The organism is Hyphomicrobium sp., assembly GCF_041659645.1.
Lineage (GTDB): Bacteria > Pseudomonadota > Alphaproteobacteria > Rhizobiales > Hyphomicrobiaceae > Hyphomicrobium_B.
Genome location: NZ_JBAZXX010000001.1, coordinates 537,912 through 558,146, shown reverse-complemented (window position 1 = coordinate 558,146; position 20,235 = coordinate 537,912). Strand labels below are relative to the sequence as shown.

The following is a 20,235-nucleotide window of genomic DNA, read 5'->3' as shown; positions in this document are numbered from 1 at the left end:
ACCGGCTCTTCATTATTCGAAGCACAGGATGACAGTCTCGTTCTGCGCCAAGTTGTTTTTTTGTTTACCAAACCGGAGCATCCCCCGATGAGCCTGCCACGCCGTATCAGCGGATTAGCCGTCGCCGCCCTCATTATGGCTGGCGGGCTGATGTCCGCGTCTTCGGCCAAAGCCGAAGATCTCGTTGATTTCCTCTGGGGTGGCAGCGCCGAATACGGCGGTGGTCGCAGCGTCGTGACGTTCGACCCGAAGTACAAGCCGGGCCAAGTCATCGTTTCGTTCTCCGACCGTCGGCTCTATTGGATCACCAAGCCGGGTGAAGCACTGACCTATCCCGTAGCCATCCCGACGGGCGAGGCCCGCTGGCAGGGCGTGACAAGCGTGACGTCCAAGCGCGTCAACCCGCCGTGGACTCCGACCCCGGACATGGTCCGCAACAACCCGCGCCTGCCGCGTTGGGTGCCCGGCGGACACCCGATGAACCCGCTTGGCATTCGCGCCATGTACCTCGGCACCAGCGCCTACCGCATCCACGGCACGGACGCCCCCTGGACTATCGGCCAAGCCGTTTCGCACGGCTGCATCCGTATGACGAACGAAGACGTGCTCGATCTTTATCCGCGCATTCCGGTCGGAACGCGCGTTACGGTCACTTGGCAGCAATTCTCGACCCGTACGATCTCGAACGGCGAGGGATACCAGCGTTACGGCGACAAAGACTCTAATCCGAGAGCCGGCATCGCGACTCCGGTGAGCACGCAATCGGCATCGGCCGAACCTGCCTCCTCGAACGCGTCGTCCTCAGAGTCTTCGGCCTATTCTTATCGGGCTTACGGCTCGGGCAAGGCGCAGTCGGCGCGGACGGTCTCGAACCAATCCAGCGGCGGCATCGAAAACCTGTTCTTCTGGGATCAGCCGAAGCAATCGACGGCGGCGGTCGAGGCTCCGGCACAAGATCAAGCTTCGCCCGACACTTCGAAGGCTGACGCATCGAATGATCAAGAGCAGGCTTCACGCGACGCGACGAAGGACGACGACAACGACGACATGTTCGCCGAGCAGAACCTGCCATCCAAGAAAAAGACGGTCGCCGAAACCTACAAGCCGGAAGCGTTTGAAAAGCCTTCTAAGAAGGTTCACGAGGCAAGCACCGAGACCGTAGACAAGGGCTCGCTGTCGGAAATTCCGAAGAAGAAGGCAGTCAGCACCGCCGTTCCCGCTAAGAAGAAGCCAACGACGACGGCCGCTTCGCACGTCCCCTCCGTTTCCGATCCCGAGGTCAGCCCGGCAATGGCTGTTCCGGACCCGGTGAAGCCCTCGCCGACGAAGACATCGGAAGTGACGCCTTCAGCCACCAATGCATCGGCATCGAGTGCCGAAGTCGTCCACGTCCAGAAGGCATCCGTCCAGGTGCAATAATCCGGACGGTACGGATATCGAAATTCAGGGCGGCTCCAGAACGAGCCGCCCTTTTTCGTATTCGACGCCCCCAAAATTGCGCCCACCAGACCCTCATTTGGGCTGTGTTGCTTTCCCATGGTCGCGGCGGCTATGCTGATCGCAGTTCCTTATCTGCCCGATGGCGACATTGACCACCCTGCTCGATAGCATCGGCGCGATGCCGCGCCCCCGACACCCTGAGAAAGTCGCGCGCTCCGAGACGCCCGCGCTGCCGAAGCCGAATTGGCTGCGTGTCCGCGCTCCGGGCTCGCCGGGCTACGATGAGACGCGCTCGATCGTCCGCGAGCACCACCTTCACACCGTCTGCGAAGAGGCGGCCTGCCCCAACATCGGCGACTGCTGGCAGAAACGGCACGCGACCATGATGATCATGGGCGGCGTCTGCACGCGAGCATGCGCGTTCTGCAACGTCGCGACAGGCCTGCCGTCCGCGCTCGATAGCGATGAGCCCAAACGTGTCGCCGACGCCGTCGCGAAGCTGGCGCTTGAACATATCGTCGTCACATCCGTGGATCGCGACGACCTGAGCGACGGCGGCGCCGCCCACTTCGCCGAGACCATCCGGGCCATCCGCACGGCCGCACCCGAAACGACGATCGAAGTCCTGACGCCGGACTTTCTCCGCAAGGACGGCGCGCTTGAAATCGTCATCGAAGCCCGCCCCGACGTCTTCAATCACAACCTCGAAACCGTGCCCGGGTTGTATTTAAAAATCCGTCCCGGCGCGCGCTATTTCCATTCGCTGCGGCTGCTGCAGCGGGCGAAGGAAATCGATTCCAGCGTCTTCACGAAATCGGGCATCATGGTCGGCCTCGGCGAAACGCGCGAAGAGGTCTTGCAGGTCATGGACGATCTGCGCTCCGCCGACGTCGACTTCCTCACCATCGGCCAATATCTGCAGCCGACGCGCAAGCACGCCGAGGTCAAGCGTTACGTCACGCCGGAAGAATTCGAAGGGCTGGAACAGGCCGGCCGCGCCAAGGGCTTCCTGCTCGTCGCGGCTTCACCGCTGACCCGATCCTCGTTCCACGCAGGCGACGATTTCCGCCGCCTGAAAGCCGCCCATCGCGCCCGCGTCGCGCCGTAACGCAGCCCGAGAAACCGATGCCGAAGTTTGCAGCCAATCTCTCGCTGCTGTTCAACGAACTGCCGTTTCTCGATCGCTTCGAGGCGGCCGCCGCGGCGGGCTTCGACGCCGTCGAATTCATGTTTCCGTATGAATTCGAGGCCGACGATATCGCCGCTCGCCTCAAGGCCAATGGCCTGCGCCTGGTCCTTTTCAATCTGCCCGCAGGCAATTGGGCGGCCGGAGAGCGTGGCCTCGCGATCTATCCCAATCTCGTTAGCGAATTTCGCGACAGCGTCGACCGCGCATCGAAATATGCGACAGCGCTCGGCTGCTCGCAGCTCCATTGCCTTGCTGGGGTCGCTCCTGGCGGGGCCGACATCCGTGCGATGCGTAAAACCTACGTCGAAAATCTTCGCTATGCCGCGGAAAGACTAGCTAGCGACGGCATCACGCTTCTGATCGAAGCGATCAACACCCGCGACGTGCCGGGCTACTTTCTCGATACGACCGCCAAAGCGGCCGATATCGTCGAAAGCGTCGAAGCACAGAACATCCGCCTGCAATACGACATCTATCACATGCAGATTATGGAAGGCGACCTTGCGCCGACGATCGATAAATACCTGCCGATGATCGCGCACATTCAAATCGCCGATACGCCCGGCCGCAATGAGCCAGGAACCGGAGAGATCAACTATCCCTTCCTTTTCGATCATCTCGATCACATCGGCTACAAGGGTTGGGTCGGCTGCGAATACCGCCCGCTGTCGTCGACGTTCGATAGCCTTGCGTGGTTCCGTGCTTTGAAGCCGAAATCCGTCTGACCAAGCCTCGGCAAGGCGGACGTTACGCGGTTGCTTCGGCCGGAGCAGCCGTACCGGCCTTGACAACTTTCTCCGTCAACGCCGGCGCGCACAGTTCGACGAAGCGATAGGCAAACCCACGCAGAAAACGGCCGCGTCTGAGCGCGATACGTGATGTCGATTTCGGAAAGAGATGCGTCGTATCAAGAAGCTTCAATCCCGTATCGCGAGTGGCGTCGTAGGCCATCGACGCGACGATGCCGATGCCGAGTCCGACCTCGACATACGTCTTGATGACGTCGGCATCGAGCGCGACCATGACAATATCGGGCGTGAGATTTGCCGAGACGAAGGCCGCATCGATCGCGGGACGCCCCGTGAAACCTTCATGATAAGTGATGATCGGCCACTCCGCGATTTTATCGAGCGTCAGCGGCTCGCCGTCATCCAGCGGGTGACCTTTCGGCACGATGACGCCATGGTGCCAGGAATAGAAAGGAAAGGACGCGTGTTCGGGCGTATCTTCGAGCGATTCCGTCGCGATGCCGATGTCGGCCGTCCCATCGCTCAACATCGCCGAAATCTCTTTCGGAGTTCCTTGATGCAAAACGAGGTGCACGTTCGGGAATTCCTTGCGGAATGCCGAGATCGGCCCCGGCAAAGCATAACGCGCCTGCGTATGCGTCGTCGCAATCGTGATTTCGCCGCGATCCGATTTCGCGAATTGATCCGCAAGCCGCTTGATGTTTGCTGTGTCGAGCAGAATGCGATCGACGATAAGCGCCAGCTCCTTGCCGGGCTCCGTCAGACCGAGCAGCCTTTTGCCCCGCCGCACGAAGAGCTCGACGCCGAGTTCGTCTTCTAGATCTTTGATGTGCTTCGAGACGCCCGATTGCGACGTATAGAGCGCGTTCGCAACCTCGGTCAGATTGAAATTCCGGCGCAGTGTTTCTCGAATAATACGAAGCTGTTGGAAGTTCACGGCGCGTGGCTACCATTCTGATTTGAAAAGACGCTCAACTTGCGTCCTCTGAGCTTAACACGTTGTCCGGTCGAAAGGCCCAGCGATTGCAGTTCGGAACCTGAAACTTCGACCTCGAAAAACTCCTTCCGGCCCTCCCGCGCCTCGCCGTTGGCGACAAGTTCGACCCGGACGATCGGTCCGTTGCCGATAATCCGGTTAACGCGCACCGATACGCCATCGTCGGCATTGGCGTCCGCGACGATCTCGGTGTCTTGCGGCCTGCTGAAGGCGATCACCTCCTGACCGTCACTAAACCGGTCGCGATCGATACGAAGTCTCTCGTCGCCGACGTGGACATAGCCGCCCTCGACTCGGCCGCGAAACTCGTTCACCGCTCCGATGAATCCATAAGCGAAAGCCGTAGCCGGCGTCTCGTAGATCTCCTTCGGTGAGCCGATCTGCTCGACCCGCCCCTTGTTGATCAGCACGATCCGGTCCGACACTTCGAGCGCTTCTTCCTGGTCATGTGTAACGAAAATCGATGAAATGTGCAGTTCGTCATGAAGCGTGCGCAGCCAGCGCCGGAGTTCCTTCCGAACTTTAGCGTCGAGCGCGCCGAAAGGCTCGTCCAGCAGAAGCACGCGCGGCTCGACGGCGAGCGCACGCGCCAACGCGATGCGCTGTCTTTGGCCGCCTGAAAGCTGCGACGGAAAGCGGTTCGCGACCCATCCAAGCTGCACCAGATCGAGCAAACGCGTGACCTTGGCGCGGATCTCCTTCTCGCTCGGACGCTCGCGGCGCGGACGCACGCGCAAGCCGAACGCGATGTTCTCGAAAACCGTCATATGGCGGAAAAGCGCGTAATGCTGAAACACGAATCCTACACGCCGCTGACGAACGTCCTTGTCCGTCGCATCGGTACCATCGAGCAGAATGCGCCCGCTATCCGCGTATTCGAGTCCCGCGATCACCCGCAGGAGCGTCGTCTTTCCGCATCCCGACGGCCCGAGCAGCGCAACGAGTTCTCCATCGGGAAAGTTCAGCGAAACGTCATCGAGCGCCTTGAACGCGCCGAACGCTTTGTTGACGCCTTGAACCTCGATACTCATCAGCCTTGCTCCTGGGAAAGGTGTCGCGCGCGCCATTCGACGTAAGTCTTCAGCAGCAGCGTCACGAGCGCCAGAAGCGCAAGCAGAGACGCCACCGCGAACGCGGCCGCGAATTGGTATTCATTGTAGAGAATTTCGACATGCAGCGGCATCGTGTTTGTCTCGCCGCGGATGTGCCCGGAGACGACGGATACGGCGCCGAACTCGCCCATCGCGCGGGCGTTGCATAGAATAACGCCGTAGAGCAGCGCCCATTTGATGTTCGGCAGCGTCACGCGCCAGAATGTTTGAAAGCCGGAAGCACCGAGCGAAATCGCCGCTTCCTCTTCGTCGCGCCCCTGCGCCTGCATCAGCGGAATAAGTTCACGCGCGATAAATGGGAACGTGACGAAGATTGTCGCCAGCACGATTCCCGGCACGGCAAAGATGATCTTGATATCGTGGTCGCGCAACCACGACCCGAACCATCCCTGTAATCCGAAGACGAGCACGAAGACCAATCCAGCAACGACCGGCGACACGGAAAACGGCAGATCGATAAACGTGATCAGCAGATTTTTGCCGGGAAATCGGAATTTCGCCACCGCCCACGCCGCCGACACTCCGAAAATGAGGTTAAGCGGCACCGAGAGCGCGGCCGCTATCACGGTGAGCTCGATGGCCGACAGCGCGTCGGGCTCGACGAGAGCCGCGAAATACGTGTCGACGCCCTTGCGAAACGCTTCGGTGAAGACAGCCGCCAGCGGCAGCAGCAGAAAGACCGTGAAATAGGTGAGGCCGAGCCCGAGCACGACGAACTTCACCCAACCCGAATCCCGTGTTGCCGGATTGGCTTCAAACTTAGCTGCCCCATCGAGGCGCGCGTCGAACGTGGCAGCGACAACGGCCATCAGATTGCCCTCCCGGTGCGGCGAGCCGTCCAGGCCTGCAAGCCATTAACGATCAACAACAGGACGAACGAAATCACCAGCATCACCGACGCCACGGCGGTCGCGCCCTTATAGTCGAACTGTTCAAGCTTCGTGATGATGATCAGCGGCGTGATTTCCGAAACCATCGGAATATTGCCGGCGATGAAAATCACCGAGCCGTACTCTCCGACGGCCCGCGCGAACGCCAATGCAAAACCGGTCAAAAGCGCGGGGAACAATGCCGGAAAAACCACACGTTGAAATGCTTGCCAACGCGTCGCCCCGAGGCTGGCGGCCGCTTCCTCGAATTCCGTTTCAAGGTCTTCAAGAACCGGCTGCACAGTGCGAACGACGAACGGCAAGCCGATGAATGTCAGCGCGACGAGGACGCCTGGCGGGCCGAACGCGATCTTAATTCCAAGCGGATCGAGCAAGCTGCCGATCCAGCCGTTCTTCGCATAAATGGCGGTGAGCGCGATGCCGGCCACCGCCGTCGGCAGCGCGAACGGCAGATCGATCAGGGCATCGACGACCTTGCGGCCTGGGAATGTATAACGCGTCAAACCCCAGGCCAGCAGCAGCCCGAAGACCGCATTGATCGCAGCCGCAAGAAGCGACGCGCCGAACGTCAGCTTGTAGGACGCGACCACGCGCGGAGAAGCAACCGCCGCCCAGAATTCCGGCCACGTCATTGTCGCCGTTTTGATGAAGACCGCCGACAGCGGAATGAGGACGATCAGGGACAGGTACACAAGCGTGAACCCGAGCGACAGCCCGAAACCCGGAAGAACTCTTTTGCTCACGCCCCGCGCCATGACTGCGTCCGCCCTAAGCCAAAACCGTGACGGCAATGACGAATCCGGAGGCCGCGAGAACGCTCGCCCAGGCAAGCGCCGTGCCGACGTTTAGAGTGTTGAAGATCATCGTCTCGCGCCTCCGTTAAAGCGAACAACACGCACACTATGCGAGAGGCACTGCGCCTCTAACCAAGAAGAGCTGCTAAGCATTTTCGATTTCAGAATGAGGGTGGATTGCTCTTTTCGTCGGCGCGTTAGACCTGCCGCCCGCGGGAATGCGTTCCCTCGAAAGAGGTCAAGACGAGGAAGGCTTTCGCGTCGTCGTCGCCAAGATTGAGAAAGCGATGCGTAGTATCGGCATTAAATAGAATTGCGTCGCCGTGGCGGAGCCGCGCCGGAGAATCCTCTCCGATCGTCACCTCGAGGTCTCCCGACACAACCGCGAGGTTTTTCTTACAGCCGGACGGCAAAGGCGCGAAGACTTCATCGTGCCGTGGCCCAATCGTCACCTCATAGATCTCAACACTCTGCGGATCGCCCCATGGAAACAATGCCCTACAAACGAACCCGCCTTCGCTCGACGCGACGATCGTGGCCCTATCGCGCGGAATAATAACCGTCCCGCCGCTTCCCGGATTGGCGATCAGGCCCGCGACCGACACCTTCAGCGCCTCCGCGATTCGCCCAAGGAGATTGATCGTCGGCGCACTTTTGCCAGTCTCGATCTGACCGAGCATGGCCCGGCTAACTCCGGAAATATGGGCCAACTGCTCCAGCGAAAGACCGTGCTTGCGCCGCAAATTCCGGAGGTTTTCACCAACGATAGCCGATAGCTTCGCAGGCAGCCCCTCCGCACTCTGACGAGTCCGATCGTCGTCTTTTCTCGCCATCGCAATCGCCATCACACCGCTCGCAGCTGCCTGAGCCTCTGCAAATACGGATAGCGGAGCGAGGATACCGGCGGAACGAAGAAGAAATGCTGAGCTTATGAGACGCCTGGAATGGCCTGCGAGCTTTGCTCAAGCGGCACTGCGCCTTGAAACCGAAAAGCGAGAAGGAGGACACTTAAGTCCCTCTTCTCGCAGGAGTCTGACGGGAGGGTCAGATGATTGTAGATCGATTAGAAGTTGATCTTCGCGCCTGCAATGACTTGCTGCATCGCCGAAAGATCTGTCGCTGCCGTGTTTTGCGCGCCTCCGACGGTAACGTTGCCATCCACGTGCTGATACACGAGATACATCGTCATCTCAGCAGCCTCAATGTTCTGCGCGGCACCAACCGCCCAGGTGTTGATGCTCGAGCCCTGCGTCTGGATCGTACCGGTAGCTGTAACGTTCGAACCGCCTTCGTCACGACGATATTCGCCGAAGAAATTGGTTTTGCCGAGAGGCAGCCACTTCTGCTCGATACCGCCCTGGACGAGCCAAGTCAGATCATTTTTGTCGACCAGATCCGCATTGACTGTCACAGCTTCCGCACGCGTGTCGTTGTGTTGATTGCCATAGCCGCTGTAGACGTACAGACCGGTAGGAACATGCTGCAGCTGTGCGGCAACACCCCACCACTCGCAGTTCATTCCGTTATAGGGCGCGGACGATGAACCTTGGCAAGGCGTTGAGGCACCGTCGGTCGAGTTGCCATAACCGGCACGGGCGTTGAAGTTGAAGTCGCCGAAGGTCTGCTTGTAAGCGACAAGCATGTCCCAGATGTCGTCCTCGCCCCAGCTGGCAGAGACTGTGAAACCGGCAATCGTCGGCGTATCATAGCGGATGATATTGCGGCGTCCGCTATCTCCCGGCGTAGAGTTGTTGAAGCCGCGCAGCGCATCGCTCCACCGCAACCCGCTCCCGCCGCCGACCTGGCCGCCAGCCTTGTTGCGCAGGAAGAAGTTCTGATAGTAATCAGGCGCGCCTTCGGCGTCATAGAAGTTACGAGTCATCGTCGTGTCGGCGTCGTCCAGCAAATGGTACGTCGTCGTGCTATCCTGGCCGACGGTCACCTTACCGTAGGTGCTGCTCTTCAAATACCAACTGCTCTTACGCACCAGAAGAGTGTTCGCACCGGTCGAACCATCCGGACTGTTTTGATCGAAGCGCGAACTATTGCCGCCCCAGACGCCGATCTCCAGTACATAGCCCGCAGACCAATCCGGCGTAATCTTGGCTTCGCCGACGAAGCGAAAGCGCGACTGCTCAACCGGGTTTGTACCGACATATGCGTTGCTCTCGTGGCCGTCGTCCCACCAGATCACGTTCTCGTTCACCCAGCCGGAAATCGTCAGGCTGACCTTGCGATTTCCTTTACGGGCCGTCGTCGCTTCGAGTTCCGCGACACGCTCCTCGAGATCGGCGCAGCAATCGCCGCCAAGATCAGCAGCAGTCGCGGGCATCGCCCATCCGCCAATCAACAGCGCCGCGGCCCCATACCGCCAAGCACCCTTCAATCCCCACACCCCATTCATCGACTTCAGACCCCCGTCCGTTCGAACAGATTTCGCTTCTGCCTAGCGCTTTGATTTCTAGTGGTTACTTTCGTTAGGAACGCCGTTCCGTGTCAATTATTCAGCAGATGAGATTCCTCCTTCTGTCATAGTGGAGTGGCTATCTTGCAACCCACTATGTTGGCTTCCGGCCCATGCACCGTCCAACCTGCGGCGCGGAGAAGAGCTGCGGCTCCGCCAAGGTCACGGCGGTCGTTTGGTCCGCCCGACCGGGCAAAGGCATACTGCTTACGCGCGAGCGAATGTCGTTGTGGCAACCGCGACTGAGACAGGCTCAAAGCCGCAAGTCTTTCAGACGCCGAACGAAATTCGGCGGCACGGCGCAACCGTTCGAGCAACGCCAGCCCCTCCGGCCAAGGCCCGAATCCAGCTTCGGAATTGATGTGCCCAGCCTCGCCCAGATTGACCAAATCGGCACCCCAAAGGCGCGCCGAGCGCTCGACCGCGTCGAAAGACATCCAACGATCGTTGGTGCTGCCAACGACGACGACGGGAAAACTCAACCGTTTCGTCGGGAGAAATTCAGCCACCCCAAAGTGCTCCGGGTCCGCCGGCGCGACAATCAGCAAGCCGCTGATTCGCTCCGCGTGGTCGCTCGCGGCTTGTACGGCGGCAAGGGCTCCGAATGAATGGGCGGCGATAAAAATCGATCCGCTCGATCGCACAATTTCGCGTCGCACGCGTGCCGACCACTCGGGCAGATGCGGGTCGTTCCAATCGCGTTGCGCGACACGAACACTACCGGCGACGCGATGCTCGAGCCACGTCTGCCAATGGGTCGGGCCGCTCGATCGAAGTCCGGGAACGATAAGAGTTGTCGACATGGGAAACAGTCCTTGAATGCTGAGCCGTGATGGGCTCGCTGGTCGGTCGCTCTGAAAATCCGTGGCTGGTCAGCGAAGCAATTTCGCTGCTCACAAAGGACGCGCCCCACAACAGTTCCCGTGCTCGAGCATTCGTGCCGGCATTGTCTTGGTTTCCATGGCCATCAAGGTCCGTCGATTGATCTGTTTCATGCGCCACCCGTTCCTGGGGAGCGGGCGGCGCATGACTTGAGGTAACGTAGGCTTAGCTCTTGTTGCCGGGCGTATAGATCTGATCGAAGATGCCGCCGTCACCAAAGTGCTTGGCCTGCGCATTCTTCCAACCGCCGAACACATCGTCGATGGTGAATGTCTGCACCGGTGCGAACTGGCTCGCATACTTCGCGGCGATTTTTTCATCACGTGGGCGATAGTAATTTTTCGCCGCGATCTCTTGGCCTTCTTCGCTATAGAGATGCTTCAGATACTCTTCCGCAACATCACGCGTGCCGCGCTTATCGACGACTTTGTCGACGACCGCGACGTTCGGTTCCGCAAGAATGGAGATCGAGGGCGTCACGATCTCGAACTTGTCGGGACCAAGTTCCTTGAGTGAGAGATATGCTTCATTCTCCCACGCGATCAGAACATCACCGATGCCCCGTTCGACAAAGGTCGTCGTCGAGCCGCGTGCGCCAGAATCCAGAACCTTGGTGTTCTTGTAGATCTTTGAGACGAAATCCTTCGCCGTCTGCTCATCTCCGCCGGGTTGCTTCAAAGCATAGCCCCAGGCCGCGAGATAGTTCCACCGAGCTCCACCCGACGTCTTCGGATTGGGCGTCACGATCTCGACACCGCTCTTGACGAGATCCGGCCAATCCTTGATGCCCTTCGGATTGCCTTTGCGAACGAGGAAGACGATGGTCGACGTGTAAGGCGCGGAATTATCAGGAAGCTGCTTGATCCAATCGGCGCGAACGAGATCGCCGTTCTTGTGAAGCGCGTCGACGTCGGCCGCCAAAGCCAGCGTCACGACATCTGCGTCGAGACCATCGATGACGGAGCGCGCCTGCTTGCCCGATCCGCCGTGCGACTGCTTGATCGTAACCGTGTCGCCGGTCTTGTCTTTCCAGTATTTCGCGAAGGCCTGATTATAAGCCTGATAAAGCTCTCGCGTCGGATCGTAGGAAACGTTGAGCAGCGTGATATCTTTGGCGTAAACTAGGCTGGAAAATCCGACCAGCCCCAAGCCCAGCGCGGCGCCAATTGCCGATCTGCGCGTCAGATTGTTGAATGACATTATAGACCTCTCAAGTGTGCGTTGACTTGAGAGCGACCCTATCGAGCGGCGGGTTATCCACGAACGAAGAAGAATTGCTGAGCTTATCAGAGCGGGTTCACGCCGAAACGGCTGAACTACAAAATCAGAATAACTTAGGATCGCAATCCTAAAGAACCCGAATCATAGGATTTCCGTACTGACATCCGGGATATAAGAAGAGCGCTAAAAGAGCTTCGCGCGACTGTCTGGAGACGTTCGCAGCCGCCCGAAGCTCCGCATTTTCCTATTGCTTGCGCGGCACGACGCTATCGGCCGTAAGCGTATATCCCGCATCCGCCAGGCCGGTGAACGCGGCGCTTGTGTTGATCTTACCCGTCACCGTGACCGGATCGAACTGGCCGCCGACCTCGAACCCCTTGTCCGCCTTCACGTAGATGATCTGGTTCGCGGGCGGCGGCGGAACGTGAATGCAAGCGCCCACGAACGGCACAAGCAAAAACTCTTTAACGGTCGTCGAATCGAAATCGAGAGGCACCACGTAGCCACCGATCGAAACATCCTTCCCGTTGAGTTCCGAAACGATCGCGGGCGGCCGGTCATCGCCCGGCTGATGCCGCTTGACGGACATGAACTTGCCTTCGGGCAGCGGCGGCGGCGGCGGTCCCGCATCCGTGACCGGCGCCGATCCGCCAAAGAACGTTTTCGACTTCAGCACGGTATCCGCCGGCATCGTCTTCGGAATGAGATCCGCCCACTTGAGTTGCCGAGGCGCCTCCGCCGCGACGCCCGACGACAGTCCCCCGATGAGTGCGAGGGAAAGCAGCCCCCTCAGCGCCGTTACGAAATATGTTGCCATGTTCTCCTCCTATCGAGGGTTCCATTTCAGATTCTTACCATCATGCCGTCGGCAAGCGAGAGCCGATACGCGCGAAGCGCCGGCAACAGACCGGCAAGGAAGCCCGCGACGACAATCGCGGCCAGCTTCAGCCATTCGTCGGCCCTCGGTGGATCGATCGGTAAACTCAAACCATACGCGTGATCGATGTAAGGTCGCGCCAGATAGAGCCCGACATATAGACCGACCGTGCCGAGAACGACACCCGCCAGCGTCAGCAATCCGCCTTCAGCCGCGAGCAACCCGAGCACCGTTGTTGGCGTCGCTCCGACGGAACGCAGGATTGCCATCTCGCGACGCCGTTCATTGAGCGTCGTCAGGATCATCGTCACCATCCCGAGAAGCGCCGTCGCGACGACCATCGCCGACACGACCGATAGCGCCGTCTCCGCCGTTCCGACGAGGCCCCACAACTCTTGCAGCGCCACGCCTGGCATCACCGCCGAAAGCGGCTCCTCCTGATAGTCGTTGATCCGCCGCTGCACCTTGAACGTCGAGAGTTTCGACTTGAGACCGACCAGCGCCGCGGTGATAGCTCGCGGCGTTAAATCCATCTTGCGAGCTTGGTCCGCCGATATGCTCTCGCCCGGAACCGGAGCGCCGTTCTGCCAATCGATGTGGATCGCTTCGATGGCTTCGAGACTGACATGCACCGTCCGGTCGATCGGCGTTCCCGTTTTCGCGAGAATTCCCGAAACATGGAATGGCTTGTCCTCATGTTCGACGAACGAGATCGAGCCAACGCCATGCGCCACGATGATCTTGTCGCCGACCTTATACCCGAGCTGCTCAGCGACATCCGACCCGATCACGGCATCAAACAAATCCTTGAATGGGACACCCGCCGAAAACGCCATGCTCTGGCCGTGGCGAAATTTGTAATGCGTGAAATAATCCGCGTTGGTGCCAAGCACGCGAAAGCCATGGTGGCTGTCACCCAACGACATCGGCACGATCCACGAAACCTCGGGCATCTTGGCGATGTCTTGATAGCTTTTCCAGGTCACGTTGTTGGTCGCGTTACCGATCCGGAAAACGGAATAGAGCAGCAGGTTGAGGCTGCCGCTCCGGGCGCCGACGATCAAGTCGGTTCCCGAAATGGTGTCGGCGAAGCTCTCGCGCGCGCCGGTGCGAACTTTTTCCACCCCGAGCAGCAGCATGACGCTCATCGCGATTGCCAATACGGTCAGCAGCGCCGTCACCCAGCGATTGAGCAGCGATTGAAATGCAAGACGCACAATCATCATGAGTGGCCACCTCGCTTCGAGACGGCGATATCCTGTAACCGCACGACACGGTCAAAATGCGCAGCAAGCCCCTCATCGTGGCTAACCATGATCACGCTCGCCCCCGCCTTCTCGCTTTGCGTGAAAAGAAGCTTCAGAAAGGCGCCCTCGGTGTTGCGATCGAGCGCCGACGTCGGTTCATCCGCGACGATAATCTCCGGCGCGCCGATCAATGCCCGCGCCGCCGCCACGCGTTGCTGCTGGCCGACGCTTAGGCTCGCGGTGCTGCTCATCGCGATCACCGCCTCATCGAGACCGAGGGCGAGCAGCAAACGCTTAGCGACGTCGTCGATGGATGCCTCGCGCAACGCGTTGGCCCGCCGCAGCTTGGAGAACCGCAACGGCAGCAGCACGTTGTCGATCAACGACGCGTAGGGCAGCAGATTGAACATCTGGAAAATGATGCCGAAGTGATCGACCCGAAACCTGTCGCGTGCGCCGCCGCCAAGCTTCGCCATGTCCGTTCCTGCAATATCGATCCGGCCTTCGTTCGGAACGACGATACCGGCAAGCAGACTGAGGAATGTGCTCTTTCCGCTGCCGGATGGACCAAGCAGCAGAAGTTTCTCACCGCGACGGAGCGCGAATTTCGCGATCGTCAGCGTGAACGGAGACGGCCCCGGCCACGAATATCTGACGTCGGAGAATGAAACCGCGTCGAGAGAGCTTACACCCTCTCGACCAGCTTCCGGTGAAGTCACCACGAGTTCGTTCATCGTCTACATCACGCCCGTGAGATCGAGCGTCGGCTTTGCCCGCGTCATCTGCGCCTGCGTTTGCCCCTTCGTCGTCGTGACATTGACGTTCAGCAGTTGCCCGCCTGCGAAGTCGGTGAAGTATGCCGTCTCCATGCCTGTGACGCTATCCGGCGCCCCGCACGTAATCGTGTACGTGGCGTGGAATTCGGAATGCTGCGGCTCGCCCGGCTTGTCGTCATCGTCGTCTTTCTCACCGGGTTGATGCGTCTCTTTGCGGTTCTCCACATTCGCCGTCTCGGTCTTGCACTTGGCGGCGTCCGGCAGCTTGAACACATTCAGCACATCCGCGAGTTTCGCCTTTGCCTTCTCTACTGCGGCCTTCTGATCGTCCGTCGAAGCAACGTGCTCGAAGCCGACGATATCCATGCCGGGCGCGATCAGTTCCATCTCAATTTTGTTGCCCTCGATCGCAATATCGAGCGTGCCCTGGCCGTGGACGTGCGGACCGAGTTGTCTATGCGCAGCTTCTTCAGCCAGCGCCGGCAACGCGACGAGGATGGCCAACGATGCCAGAGCTGATTTGGCTGTCGATGTGGCTTTCGCCATGAGCGTATTCTCCAAAGGGTTATGCGTCGCCGCACGCAACGGGTGCGCCACGCTGGCCGGTATCCAAGCTGCGGCAGCGGTGCCACCCAGCCTGACCGGCCTTGAGACAAAAATATCCGAATGCAATTGGCGCGGTGGTTGCCGCGCGCTTTCGCTGCTCAACCGAGATCGATACGCGGCGGACCCCGCGCCCGGGATTCGGCCCGGCGCGCGACGCGGAACTGCGGCGGCTCAACGGCCTTCAACCGCACTCCGGTAACCATCGACGGCGTGGGCACACTGAACAAAGCGGGCGTCAGCGACGTTGCTGCGATCGCCGTCGCCCAGCATAGGACGCAGCCGTCGTGATCTTTCTCGAGAGGTGCGCACGGACGCCCCTGCGACGGCGCGCACATGCCGGCGGTTAGCGCCCGTGCCTGAATGCCCGTGCCGCGTGCGACGTGGTGATGGAAATCCGCGACACAGATCTGCACGCCGAACGCTAAGAGCGTCAGCCAAAGCAGCCTGAAGCGGAAGTGGGAGACGAACATCGATCCCCTAGCGTCTTGCCAAGCGCAGAGTTCGGCTGATCTTGTGTCACAATCGTGGCGACAGCGGATGACAAGGCCGCAACAAATGATCCCTGACGAATTCGAAAGCGTAAAATGCCACATCCCTTGGGGCGATGGGAACCATCGGAACGATCGCGCATTTCATTTTGCGGTGAATTCTCGCAGGCCGTCACGGCGATAAGAAGCAAATTGTGAATAACAATCAACCAACGAGGTCGGCCGGACCTCGCCTCGCTCGAGAGCTATCCGATATTTTCTTCCCCCGGGCACCCGCTAGGCGGCTCGCTTATGCCCTTTGCCTAGTCATCCTTCTGCCTTCCCTCAGCTTCGCGGCATACCTGCTCAGGCAAATGCACGCCCAAGAACTGAGCGCATTGCACCAATCCGCCCAAAGCCGCGCTCTTCTGGCGGCGTCGCTCTTCGACGAGCAAATGACGACACTCCTCGGAAGCCTGAAGGATCTCACCGGAACTCCCGCCGAAGCAACCGAAAGTGTCCGATCCGACCTGGACCGGAAAGGCATTCTGCTGCTCACACGGGACGACAATCTCGACCTCCTGTCGCCCGCGAGCGGCGCGGATACCGCGATCGTCAGCTTGGATAGCCCCGCGCGCACTGCGGCAGCCGCCGCTTTCGCGACGCTCGCACCCCAAATCACACGCTACGGCGCCGACGCGAACGGCGGCGTTAACATCTGGATTGCATCGGCTGAAAAGAACGCCAAGCCGGTTCTACTCCAGGCGCGTATCCCTTCGTCTTACCTTGCGTCCGCCTTCAAGAATTTCGTTTCCGATGGGCCCTGGTCGATCGCAGTCGTCGGCAAGGACGGCGAGATCTACGCGCAAACCACGGGCGAGGCCCCAGCGGCATATCACACGGAAGCTGTAGGCAACCCATCTCTCATTGAAGCGTTTGCTTCTACTGCACAATTCGATTGGCGGATCGAAGCCGGATTGCCGTCCGAAGCCGTCGAGCGGCACACCCGGCGAAACTGGATGACCTTCGCGGCGATTTCTTCTTTGCTCGCCTTTGCATCGTTTACGGGGGCGACAATGTTAACATGGAGCCTGTTAGAAGAATCACACTCGAACAATTTGAAACAAGCGCCAAGAATGCCATCGCCCATCGATCGCCGAACGCAAACTCAGCATCCCCCATCGTCCGGCGGCAATCCGGACGGGGATCGCATGCGGGCCGCCCTCAAAGCAGGGAATGTTGGCGTCTGGGAATGGACCGTCCAATCCGGTCTGGTCCATTGGGACGCGGAAATTGCCAACATTTTTGATGGAACTCCAGGCGGCGATAAACAGAACGCACGCAACCTCGTCCGCCATATCGAGCCGCATGATCGCCGCCGCCTGCTGAGGGCGATCAGAACCAGCATCGCTGCTTCAAAACCGCTTGTAGTTGAAATCCGCGTCCGAGCCCGTGACGGCGAGGTCCGCTGGATCGCCGTGCGCGGCGCCGCAACAAAAATGAAGGGCGGCGAACCATCAAGGCTTTCCGGGGTCATAATCGACATCACCGATCAAAAGCTTAATCTCTCGCGCACGGATGCGCTTCTGCGCGAGGTCTCGCACCGGTCCAAGAACCTACTGGCGTTAATCCTCGCCATGGCGCGCTTGACCGCCCGCGACGCAATCAACGTAAAATCGCATTTGAAGGACTTCGCGCTCCGCGTCGCCGGCCTCTCCGCATCGCAAGATCTGATCGTCGCCTCGGATTGGCAGAGTGTCGATTTCGCGACGCTGGCGTCTGCTGAAATCGGCGCCGTGGCCCGTACCGACGCTGGCCGCGTTGCTGTCTCCGGTCCGCCGCTTTTCCTCACCCCCGAAGCCGCCCAAACACTCGGCATGGTCTTGACGGAACTCGCATTGAACGCCGTCGAGCACGGCGCTCTCTCGTCCGCGACCGGTGAAGTTCACCTGTCATGGACATTCCCAAGCGATGATACCGTCTCGATTTCTTGGCGCGAAACCGGCGGTCCGCCGTTCGTCGTCGACGGACCGAATGGTTACGGCAGATCGGTCGTCGAGAGATTTTCGACCCAGGGCCTCAAGCTTGCCGTCCACGCCGCGACGGACCACGACGGCTTCAGATGGACATTGTCCGGCCCCCTCGCCAACATCGGCACCCGCTCAGAAAGACTGGCGTGATCCGTTAAGCTCCATCCGGCCCCCGCACTAAACAAGCAAGGCAGCAGGTGAGCAAAGCACCGCAAGCGTCATCGGCCTTCCGTTCGAAAACACCAACGGCGACAAGTTCGGCGATATCAACTACCTCGTGCTCGACAATGCCGGAAAGATCAGTACGGCGGTCATCGGCGTCGGCGGCTTCCTAGGTGTCGGTGAAAACGACGTCGCCATTCCTTATGGCGGGTTGAGATTCGACAACAAAAATGGTCACCGCGTCGCCGTCAGAGACGCGGCCAAAGAAAGCCTGACGAGCGCCCCGAAATAAGCTTGGACGGAAAAATCCGCAATGCAGAAAATCGAGGATCGCGCCACCGGGCTGACCAACACCGCATCCGGCACCGACACGAAAAGCTCGACGGCCAACTGATGCGTCGAATCACCGGCAATAAATGCCGGAACAAAAAAAAGGGCGCGGACACATCACCGTGACCGCGCTCCATTTCTTTTCGGACGCTAAAAGTCCGCCAATCGTCAAGCCGCGCGTTGACCGGCCTTCTTCGACTTCAAACCAAAGAACAGCGATTGGCTGATCATCGCCTTGACGACTGCGGGCTCGAACGGCTTCGTAATGAGAAATACGGGTTCAGGTTTGGTCCCGGTCAACAACCGCTCGGGAAATGCGGTGATGAAAATCACGGGAACGCTAATGCTCTCTAGAATTTCGTTCACGGCCTCAAGGCCCGAACTTCCATCCGCGAGGTGAATATCGGCGAGCACCAAGGACGGCTTCTTCTTCGCCACTTCATCGACCGCTTCCTGATGCGTGCGCGCAACGCCCTGAACGCGATGCCCGATATCGACCACGAGCGCTTCGAGATCCATCGCAATCAGAGGCTCGTCTTCGATAATGAGCACGTCGGCCGAGAGTTGCTCGGCAATTTCCGCCCCGGCCATTTGCAAGAGTTCCGTCACATGTGCAGGCGTAACATCCAGCACTTGCGCCGCTTCCGCAGTCGAGAAACCCTCGACGGAAACGAGAAGGAAAGCTTGCCTCGGCAACGGCGTTATCGCTTCGAGCCGGCGCTCCGGCAGGGGCTTGTCAAGTTGCGTTGTGTCGTCGGAAACCCGGTTGACGGATAGAGAATTCCAAACTTTCGTGAATGTTCGATACAGCGCCACACGCGGGACGATGGACGTATCGAACGCGCCGGCATCGGCAATCAGCGCTTCGAGAACAGCCGCGACGTAATTATCGCCAGATGCTTGACTGCCTGTCAGCGACCTTGCGTATCGGCGGAGATAAGGGAGATGGGGAGCGATAGAATCGGCAATCGACATTGTACACCTCGTAAGCTCATTGATTGGCGGGACGACGATCGCGCTCTGGAGCACACCGCCATCCCCGTTTGGGCGTTACGTCCGCGAATTGAATCTGAACTCTATCTGGTCGGGCTTCTGGAAAGCTACCTCTTCATCCTCGACTGACAGAGCGCGTAATTCCGGCGAATTCGCTGTTCGGATTGAAAGTCTCGCCCTCTTCGAAACCGAGCGCCTTGTTCAGCGCGACACGCGCACGATTGACCCGGCTTTTGACGGTCCCGACCGCCGCGTTGGTGATTTCCGCCGCTTCCTCGTAAGAAAAGCCTTCCGCGCCGACGAGCAACAAAACTTCCTTCTGGTCGTCGCTCAAGACGCCGAATGCTTTCTTGAAGTCGACGAGATCCATATGGACCTGCTGTTCGGGAAGTACCGACATGCGCTCGGCCATCGCCCCGTCGGCGTCCTCCACCTCACGACGCCGCTTGCGCAGTTCGCTAAAATAGGTGTTGCGCAGAATAGTGAAAAGCCAAGCCTTCAGGTTCGAACCTTTTTCGAAGCTGTCCAGATTGGACCAAGCCTTGACGAGAGTATCCTGCACAAGATCGTCCGCCCGCGTCGGATCCCCGCACAGGGAGTTCGCAAACGCACGCAGATTCGGTACCGCACCGATCAGCAGAGCCTGCAGGCCATCGTCGTCACGCTTCGTCACGACTCTCCTCCCCGCCCCTGCTCTTCCCGCCGCTTTAGCTTTTGCAGCAGGTCGACGAACCGGTCAGGGACCGGCTCGTTGATAAGTTCAATATATGCTTCCCTCAGGCGCTGGCCGATCTGCCCTTGCAGCTCGGTCGGTAAGGGTGCTTGCATCGTGACTGAATCCCCCCGCTTGGGGTCACTGCCGGTGCCCATTGTAAAAAGACCTTAATTGACGGATTCTGTGGTAACTTTAGTTCGTACTCCCGGTTCCCGACAAACCTTCCAGACCTAAATGCGCAACGATCGGAAAAGTTCCGGACCCGAGCCGGCAAGCAATTAAACCACACAATTT

The 20,235-nt window shown here is 59.5% G+C and carries 21 protein-coding genes; 5 read left to right on the top strand and 16 right to left on the bottom strand.

The window, feature by feature from the left end:
* Positions 1 to 87 precede the first annotated feature (87 nt).
* The 3 genes from WC811_RS02555 to otnI all read left to right on the top strand — a co-directional run bounded on the left by WC811_RS02555 (position 88) and on the right by otnI (position 3,354).
* The gene (locus WC811_RS02555; RefSeq protein ID WP_372640628.1) at positions 88 to 1,419 is read left to right on the top strand and encodes a L,D-transpeptidase; all 1,332 of its coding nucleotides are present in this window, start codon (positions 88 to 90) and stop codon (positions 1,417 to 1,419) included.
* A gap of 160 nt (positions 1,420 to 1,579) precedes the next feature.
* The gene (gene lipA / locus WC811_RS02550; RefSeq protein ID WP_372640625.1) at positions 1,580 to 2,548 is read left to right on the top strand and encodes a lipoyl synthase; all 969 of its coding nucleotides are present in this window, start codon (positions 1,580 to 1,582) and stop codon (positions 2,546 to 2,548) included.
* Positions 2,549 to 2,565: 17 nt separating this feature from the next.
* Positions 2,566 to 3,354, top strand: coding sequence for a 2-oxo-tetronate isomerase (gene otnI, locus WC811_RS02545; RefSeq protein WP_372640622.1), 789 nt, complete (start codon positions 2,566 to 2,568; stop codon positions 3,352 to 3,354).
* 22 nt (positions 3,355 to 3,376) lie between these two features.
* Here otnI and WC811_RS02540 read toward each other — a convergent pair whose 3' ends face one another.
* From WC811_RS02540 to WC811_RS02480, 13 genes are all read right to left on the bottom strand, one after another.
* Positions 3,377 to 4,315 (bottom strand): CysB family HTH-type transcriptional regulator, encoded by a 939-nt coding sequence (locus tag WC811_RS02540; protein ID WP_372640620.1) that lies wholly within the window; start codon positions 4,313 to 4,315, stop codon positions 3,377 to 3,379.
* The gene (locus WC811_RS02535) at positions 4,312 to 5,406 is read right to left on the bottom strand and encodes a sulfate/molybdate ABC transporter ATP-binding protein (protein WP_372640618.1); all 1,095 of its coding nucleotides are present in this window, start codon (positions 5,404 to 5,406) and stop codon (positions 4,312 to 4,314) included. Before WC811_RS02535 ends, WC811_RS02540 begins: the two co-directional genes overlap by 4 nt.
* A complete protein-coding gene (gene cysW, locus WC811_RS02530; protein WP_372640615.1) occupies positions 5,406 to 6,296 on the bottom strand; it encodes a sulfate ABC transporter permease subunit CysW in 891 nt (296 codons plus the stop codon). The genes WC811_RS02535 and cysW overlap by 1 nt, the downstream gene beginning before the upstream one ends.
* The gene (gene cysT, locus WC811_RS02525; protein WP_372640612.1) at positions 6,296 to 7,132 is read right to left on the bottom strand and encodes a sulfate ABC transporter permease subunit CysT; all 837 of its coding nucleotides are present in this window, start codon (positions 7,130 to 7,132) and stop codon (positions 6,296 to 6,298) included. The genes cysW and cysT overlap by 1 nt, the downstream gene beginning before the upstream one ends.
* Positions 7,133 to 7,368: 236 nt before the next feature.
* Positions 7,369 to 8,004 (bottom strand): helix-turn-helix domain-containing protein, encoded by a 636-nt coding sequence (locus WC811_RS02520; protein ID WP_372640610.1) that lies wholly within the window; start codon positions 8,002 to 8,004, stop codon positions 7,369 to 7,371.
* A gap of 230 nt (positions 8,005 to 8,234) precedes the next feature.
* Positions 8,235 to 9,575, bottom strand: a complete 1,341-nt coding sequence (locus tag WC811_RS02515; protein WP_372640608.1) for a porin — start codon at positions 9,573 to 9,575, stop codon at positions 8,235 to 8,237.
* Positions 9,576 to 9,700: 125 nt separating this feature from the next.
* The gene (locus tag WC811_RS02510) at positions 9,701 to 10,438 is read right to left on the bottom strand and encodes an RBBP9/YdeN family alpha/beta hydrolase (RefSeq protein WP_372640605.1); all 738 of its coding nucleotides are present in this window, start codon (positions 10,436 to 10,438) and stop codon (positions 9,701 to 9,703) included.
* A 244-nt stretch (positions 10,439 to 10,682) separates the two neighbouring features.
* A complete protein-coding gene (locus WC811_RS02505) occupies positions 10,683 to 11,717 on the bottom strand; it encodes a sulfate ABC transporter substrate-binding protein (protein WP_372640603.1) in 1,035 nt (344 codons plus the stop codon).
* 265 nt (positions 11,718 to 11,982) lie between these two features.
* Positions 11,983 to 12,555, bottom strand: coding sequence for a DUF3299 domain-containing protein (locus WC811_RS02500; protein ID WP_372640600.1), 573 nt, complete (start codon positions 12,553 to 12,555; stop codon positions 11,983 to 11,985).
* A gap of 26 nt (positions 12,556 to 12,581) precedes the next feature.
* On the bottom strand, positions 12,582 to 13,841 hold the full coding sequence (locus tag WC811_RS02495; RefSeq protein ID WP_372640597.1) for an ABC transporter permease: 1,260 nt from the start codon (positions 13,839 to 13,841) through the stop codon (positions 12,582 to 12,584).
* Positions 13,838 to 14,596 carry an ABC transporter ATP-binding protein gene (locus tag WC811_RS02490; RefSeq protein WP_372640594.1) on the bottom strand — a complete coding sequence of 253 codons (759 nt, stop codon included), beginning with the start codon at positions 14,594 to 14,596 and terminating at the stop codon, positions 13,838 to 13,840. Before WC811_RS02490 ends, WC811_RS02495 begins: the two co-directional genes overlap by 4 nt.
* Before the next feature lie 3 nt (positions 14,597 to 14,599).
* Positions 14,600 to 15,184: a DUF2796 domain-containing protein gene (locus WC811_RS02485; protein WP_372640592.1), complete on the bottom strand. Its 585-nt coding sequence runs from the start codon at positions 15,182 to 15,184 to the stop codon at positions 14,600 to 14,602.
* Positions 15,185 to 15,342: 158 nt separating this feature from the next.
* Entirely contained in the window at positions 15,343 to 15,714 is a 372-nt protein-coding gene (locus tag WC811_RS02480) for a hypothetical protein (protein ID WP_372640589.1), read from the bottom strand.
* Positions 15,715 to 16,166: 452 nt separating this feature from the next.
* On the opposite strand from WC811_RS02480, the gene WC811_RS02475 reads away from it, so the two are divergent.
* A complete protein-coding gene (locus tag WC811_RS02475; protein WP_372640586.1) occupies positions 16,167 to 17,891 on the top strand; it encodes a sensor histidine kinase in 1,725 nt (574 codons plus the stop codon).
* A 70-nt stretch (positions 17,892 to 17,961) separates the two neighbouring features.
* A complete protein-coding gene (locus WC811_RS02470) occupies positions 17,962 to 18,195 on the top strand; it encodes a PRC-barrel domain-containing protein (RefSeq protein WP_372641732.1) in 234 nt (77 codons plus the stop codon).
* Positions 18,196 to 18,401: 206 nt separating this feature from the next.
* Here WC811_RS02470 and WC811_RS02465 read toward each other — a convergent pair whose 3' ends face one another.
* The 3 genes from WC811_RS02465 to WC811_RS02455 all read right to left on the bottom strand — a co-directional run bounded on the left by WC811_RS02465 (position 18,402) and on the right by WC811_RS02455 (position 20,054).
* A complete protein-coding gene (locus WC811_RS02465; protein ID WP_372640584.1) occupies positions 18,402 to 19,208 on the bottom strand; it encodes a response regulator in 807 nt (268 codons plus the stop codon).
* A gap of 133 nt (positions 19,209 to 19,341) precedes the next feature.
* On the bottom strand, positions 19,342 to 19,899 hold the full coding sequence (locus tag WC811_RS02460) for a sigma-70 family RNA polymerase sigma factor (RefSeq protein WP_372640581.1): 558 nt from the start codon (positions 19,897 to 19,899) through the stop codon (positions 19,342 to 19,344).
* Positions 19,896 to 20,054 carry a NepR family anti-sigma factor gene (locus WC811_RS02455; protein ID WP_372640579.1) on the bottom strand — a complete coding sequence of 53 codons (159 nt, stop codon included), beginning with the start codon at positions 20,052 to 20,054 and terminating at the stop codon, positions 19,896 to 19,898. The genes WC811_RS02460 and WC811_RS02455 overlap by 4 nt, the downstream gene beginning before the upstream one ends.
* Positions 20,055 to 20,235: the final 181 nt, after the last annotated feature.

Bases quoted from the DNA above. Each gene is read 5' to 3' on its own strand.
- WC811_RS02555 (WP_372640628.1), top strand. From the start codon at position 88: ATGAGCCTGCCACGCCGTATCAGCGGATTAGCCGTCGCCGCCCTCATT.
- WC811_RS02500 (WP_372640600.1), bottom strand. From the start codon at position 12,555: ATGGCAACATATTTCGTAACGGCGCTGAGGGGGCTGCTTTCCCTCGCA.
- cysT (WP_372640612.1), bottom strand. From the start codon at position 7,132: ATGGCGCGGGGCGTGAGCAAAAGAGTTCTTCCGGGTTTCGGGCTGTCG.
- WC811_RS02485 (WP_372640592.1), bottom strand. From the start codon at position 15,184: ATGGCGAAAGCCACATCGACAGCCAAATCAGCTCTGGCATCGTTGGCC.
- WC811_RS02465 (WP_372640584.1), bottom strand. From the start codon at position 19,208: ATGTCGATTGCCGATTCTATCGCTCCCCATCTCCCTTATCTCCGCCGA.
- WC811_RS02535 (WP_372640618.1), bottom strand. From the start codon at position 5,406: ATGAGTATCGAGGTTCAAGGCGTCAACAAAGCGTTCGGCGCGTTCAAG.
- WC811_RS02505 (WP_372640603.1), bottom strand. From the start codon at position 11,717: ATGTCATTCAACAATCTGACGCGCAGATCGGCAATTGGCGCCGCGCTG.
- WC811_RS02510 (WP_372640605.1), bottom strand. From the start codon at position 10,438: ATGTCGACAACTCTTATCGTTCCCGGACTTCGATCGAGCGGCCCGACC.
- WC811_RS02475 (WP_372640586.1), top strand. From the start codon at position 16,167: ATGACGACACTCCTCGGAAGCCTGAAGGATCTCACCGGAACTCCCGCC.
- WC811_RS02515 (WP_372640608.1), bottom strand. From the start codon at position 9,575: ATGAATGGGGTGTGGGGATTGAAGGGTGCTTGGCGGTATGGGGCCGCG.
- WC811_RS02455 (WP_372640579.1), bottom strand. From the start codon at position 20,054: ATGCAAGCACCCTTACCGACCGAGCTGCAAGGGCAGATCGGCCAGCGC.
- WC811_RS02520 (WP_372640610.1), bottom strand. From the start codon at position 8,004: ATGGCGAGAAAAGACGACGATCGGACTCGTCAGAGTGCGGAGGGGCTG.
- lipA (WP_372640625.1), top strand. From the start codon at position 1,580: ATGGCGACATTGACCACCCTGCTCGATAGCATCGGCGCGATGCCGCGC.
- cysW (WP_372640615.1), bottom strand. From the start codon at position 6,296: ATGGCCGTTGTCGCTGCCACGTTCGACGCGCGCCTCGATGGGGCAGCT.
- otnI (WP_372640622.1), top strand. From the start codon at position 2,566: ATGCCGAAGTTTGCAGCCAATCTCTCGCTGCTGTTCAACGAACTGCCG.
- WC811_RS02495 (WP_372640597.1), bottom strand. From the start codon at position 13,841: ATGATGATTGTGCGTCTTGCATTTCAATCGCTGCTCAATCGCTGGGTG.
- WC811_RS02480 (WP_372640589.1), bottom strand. From the start codon at position 15,714: ATGTTCGTCTCCCACTTCCGCTTCAGGCTGCTTTGGCTGACGCTCTTA.
- WC811_RS02490 (WP_372640594.1), bottom strand. From the start codon at position 14,596: ATGAACGAACTCGTGGTGACTTCACCGGAAGCTGGTCGAGAGGGTGTA.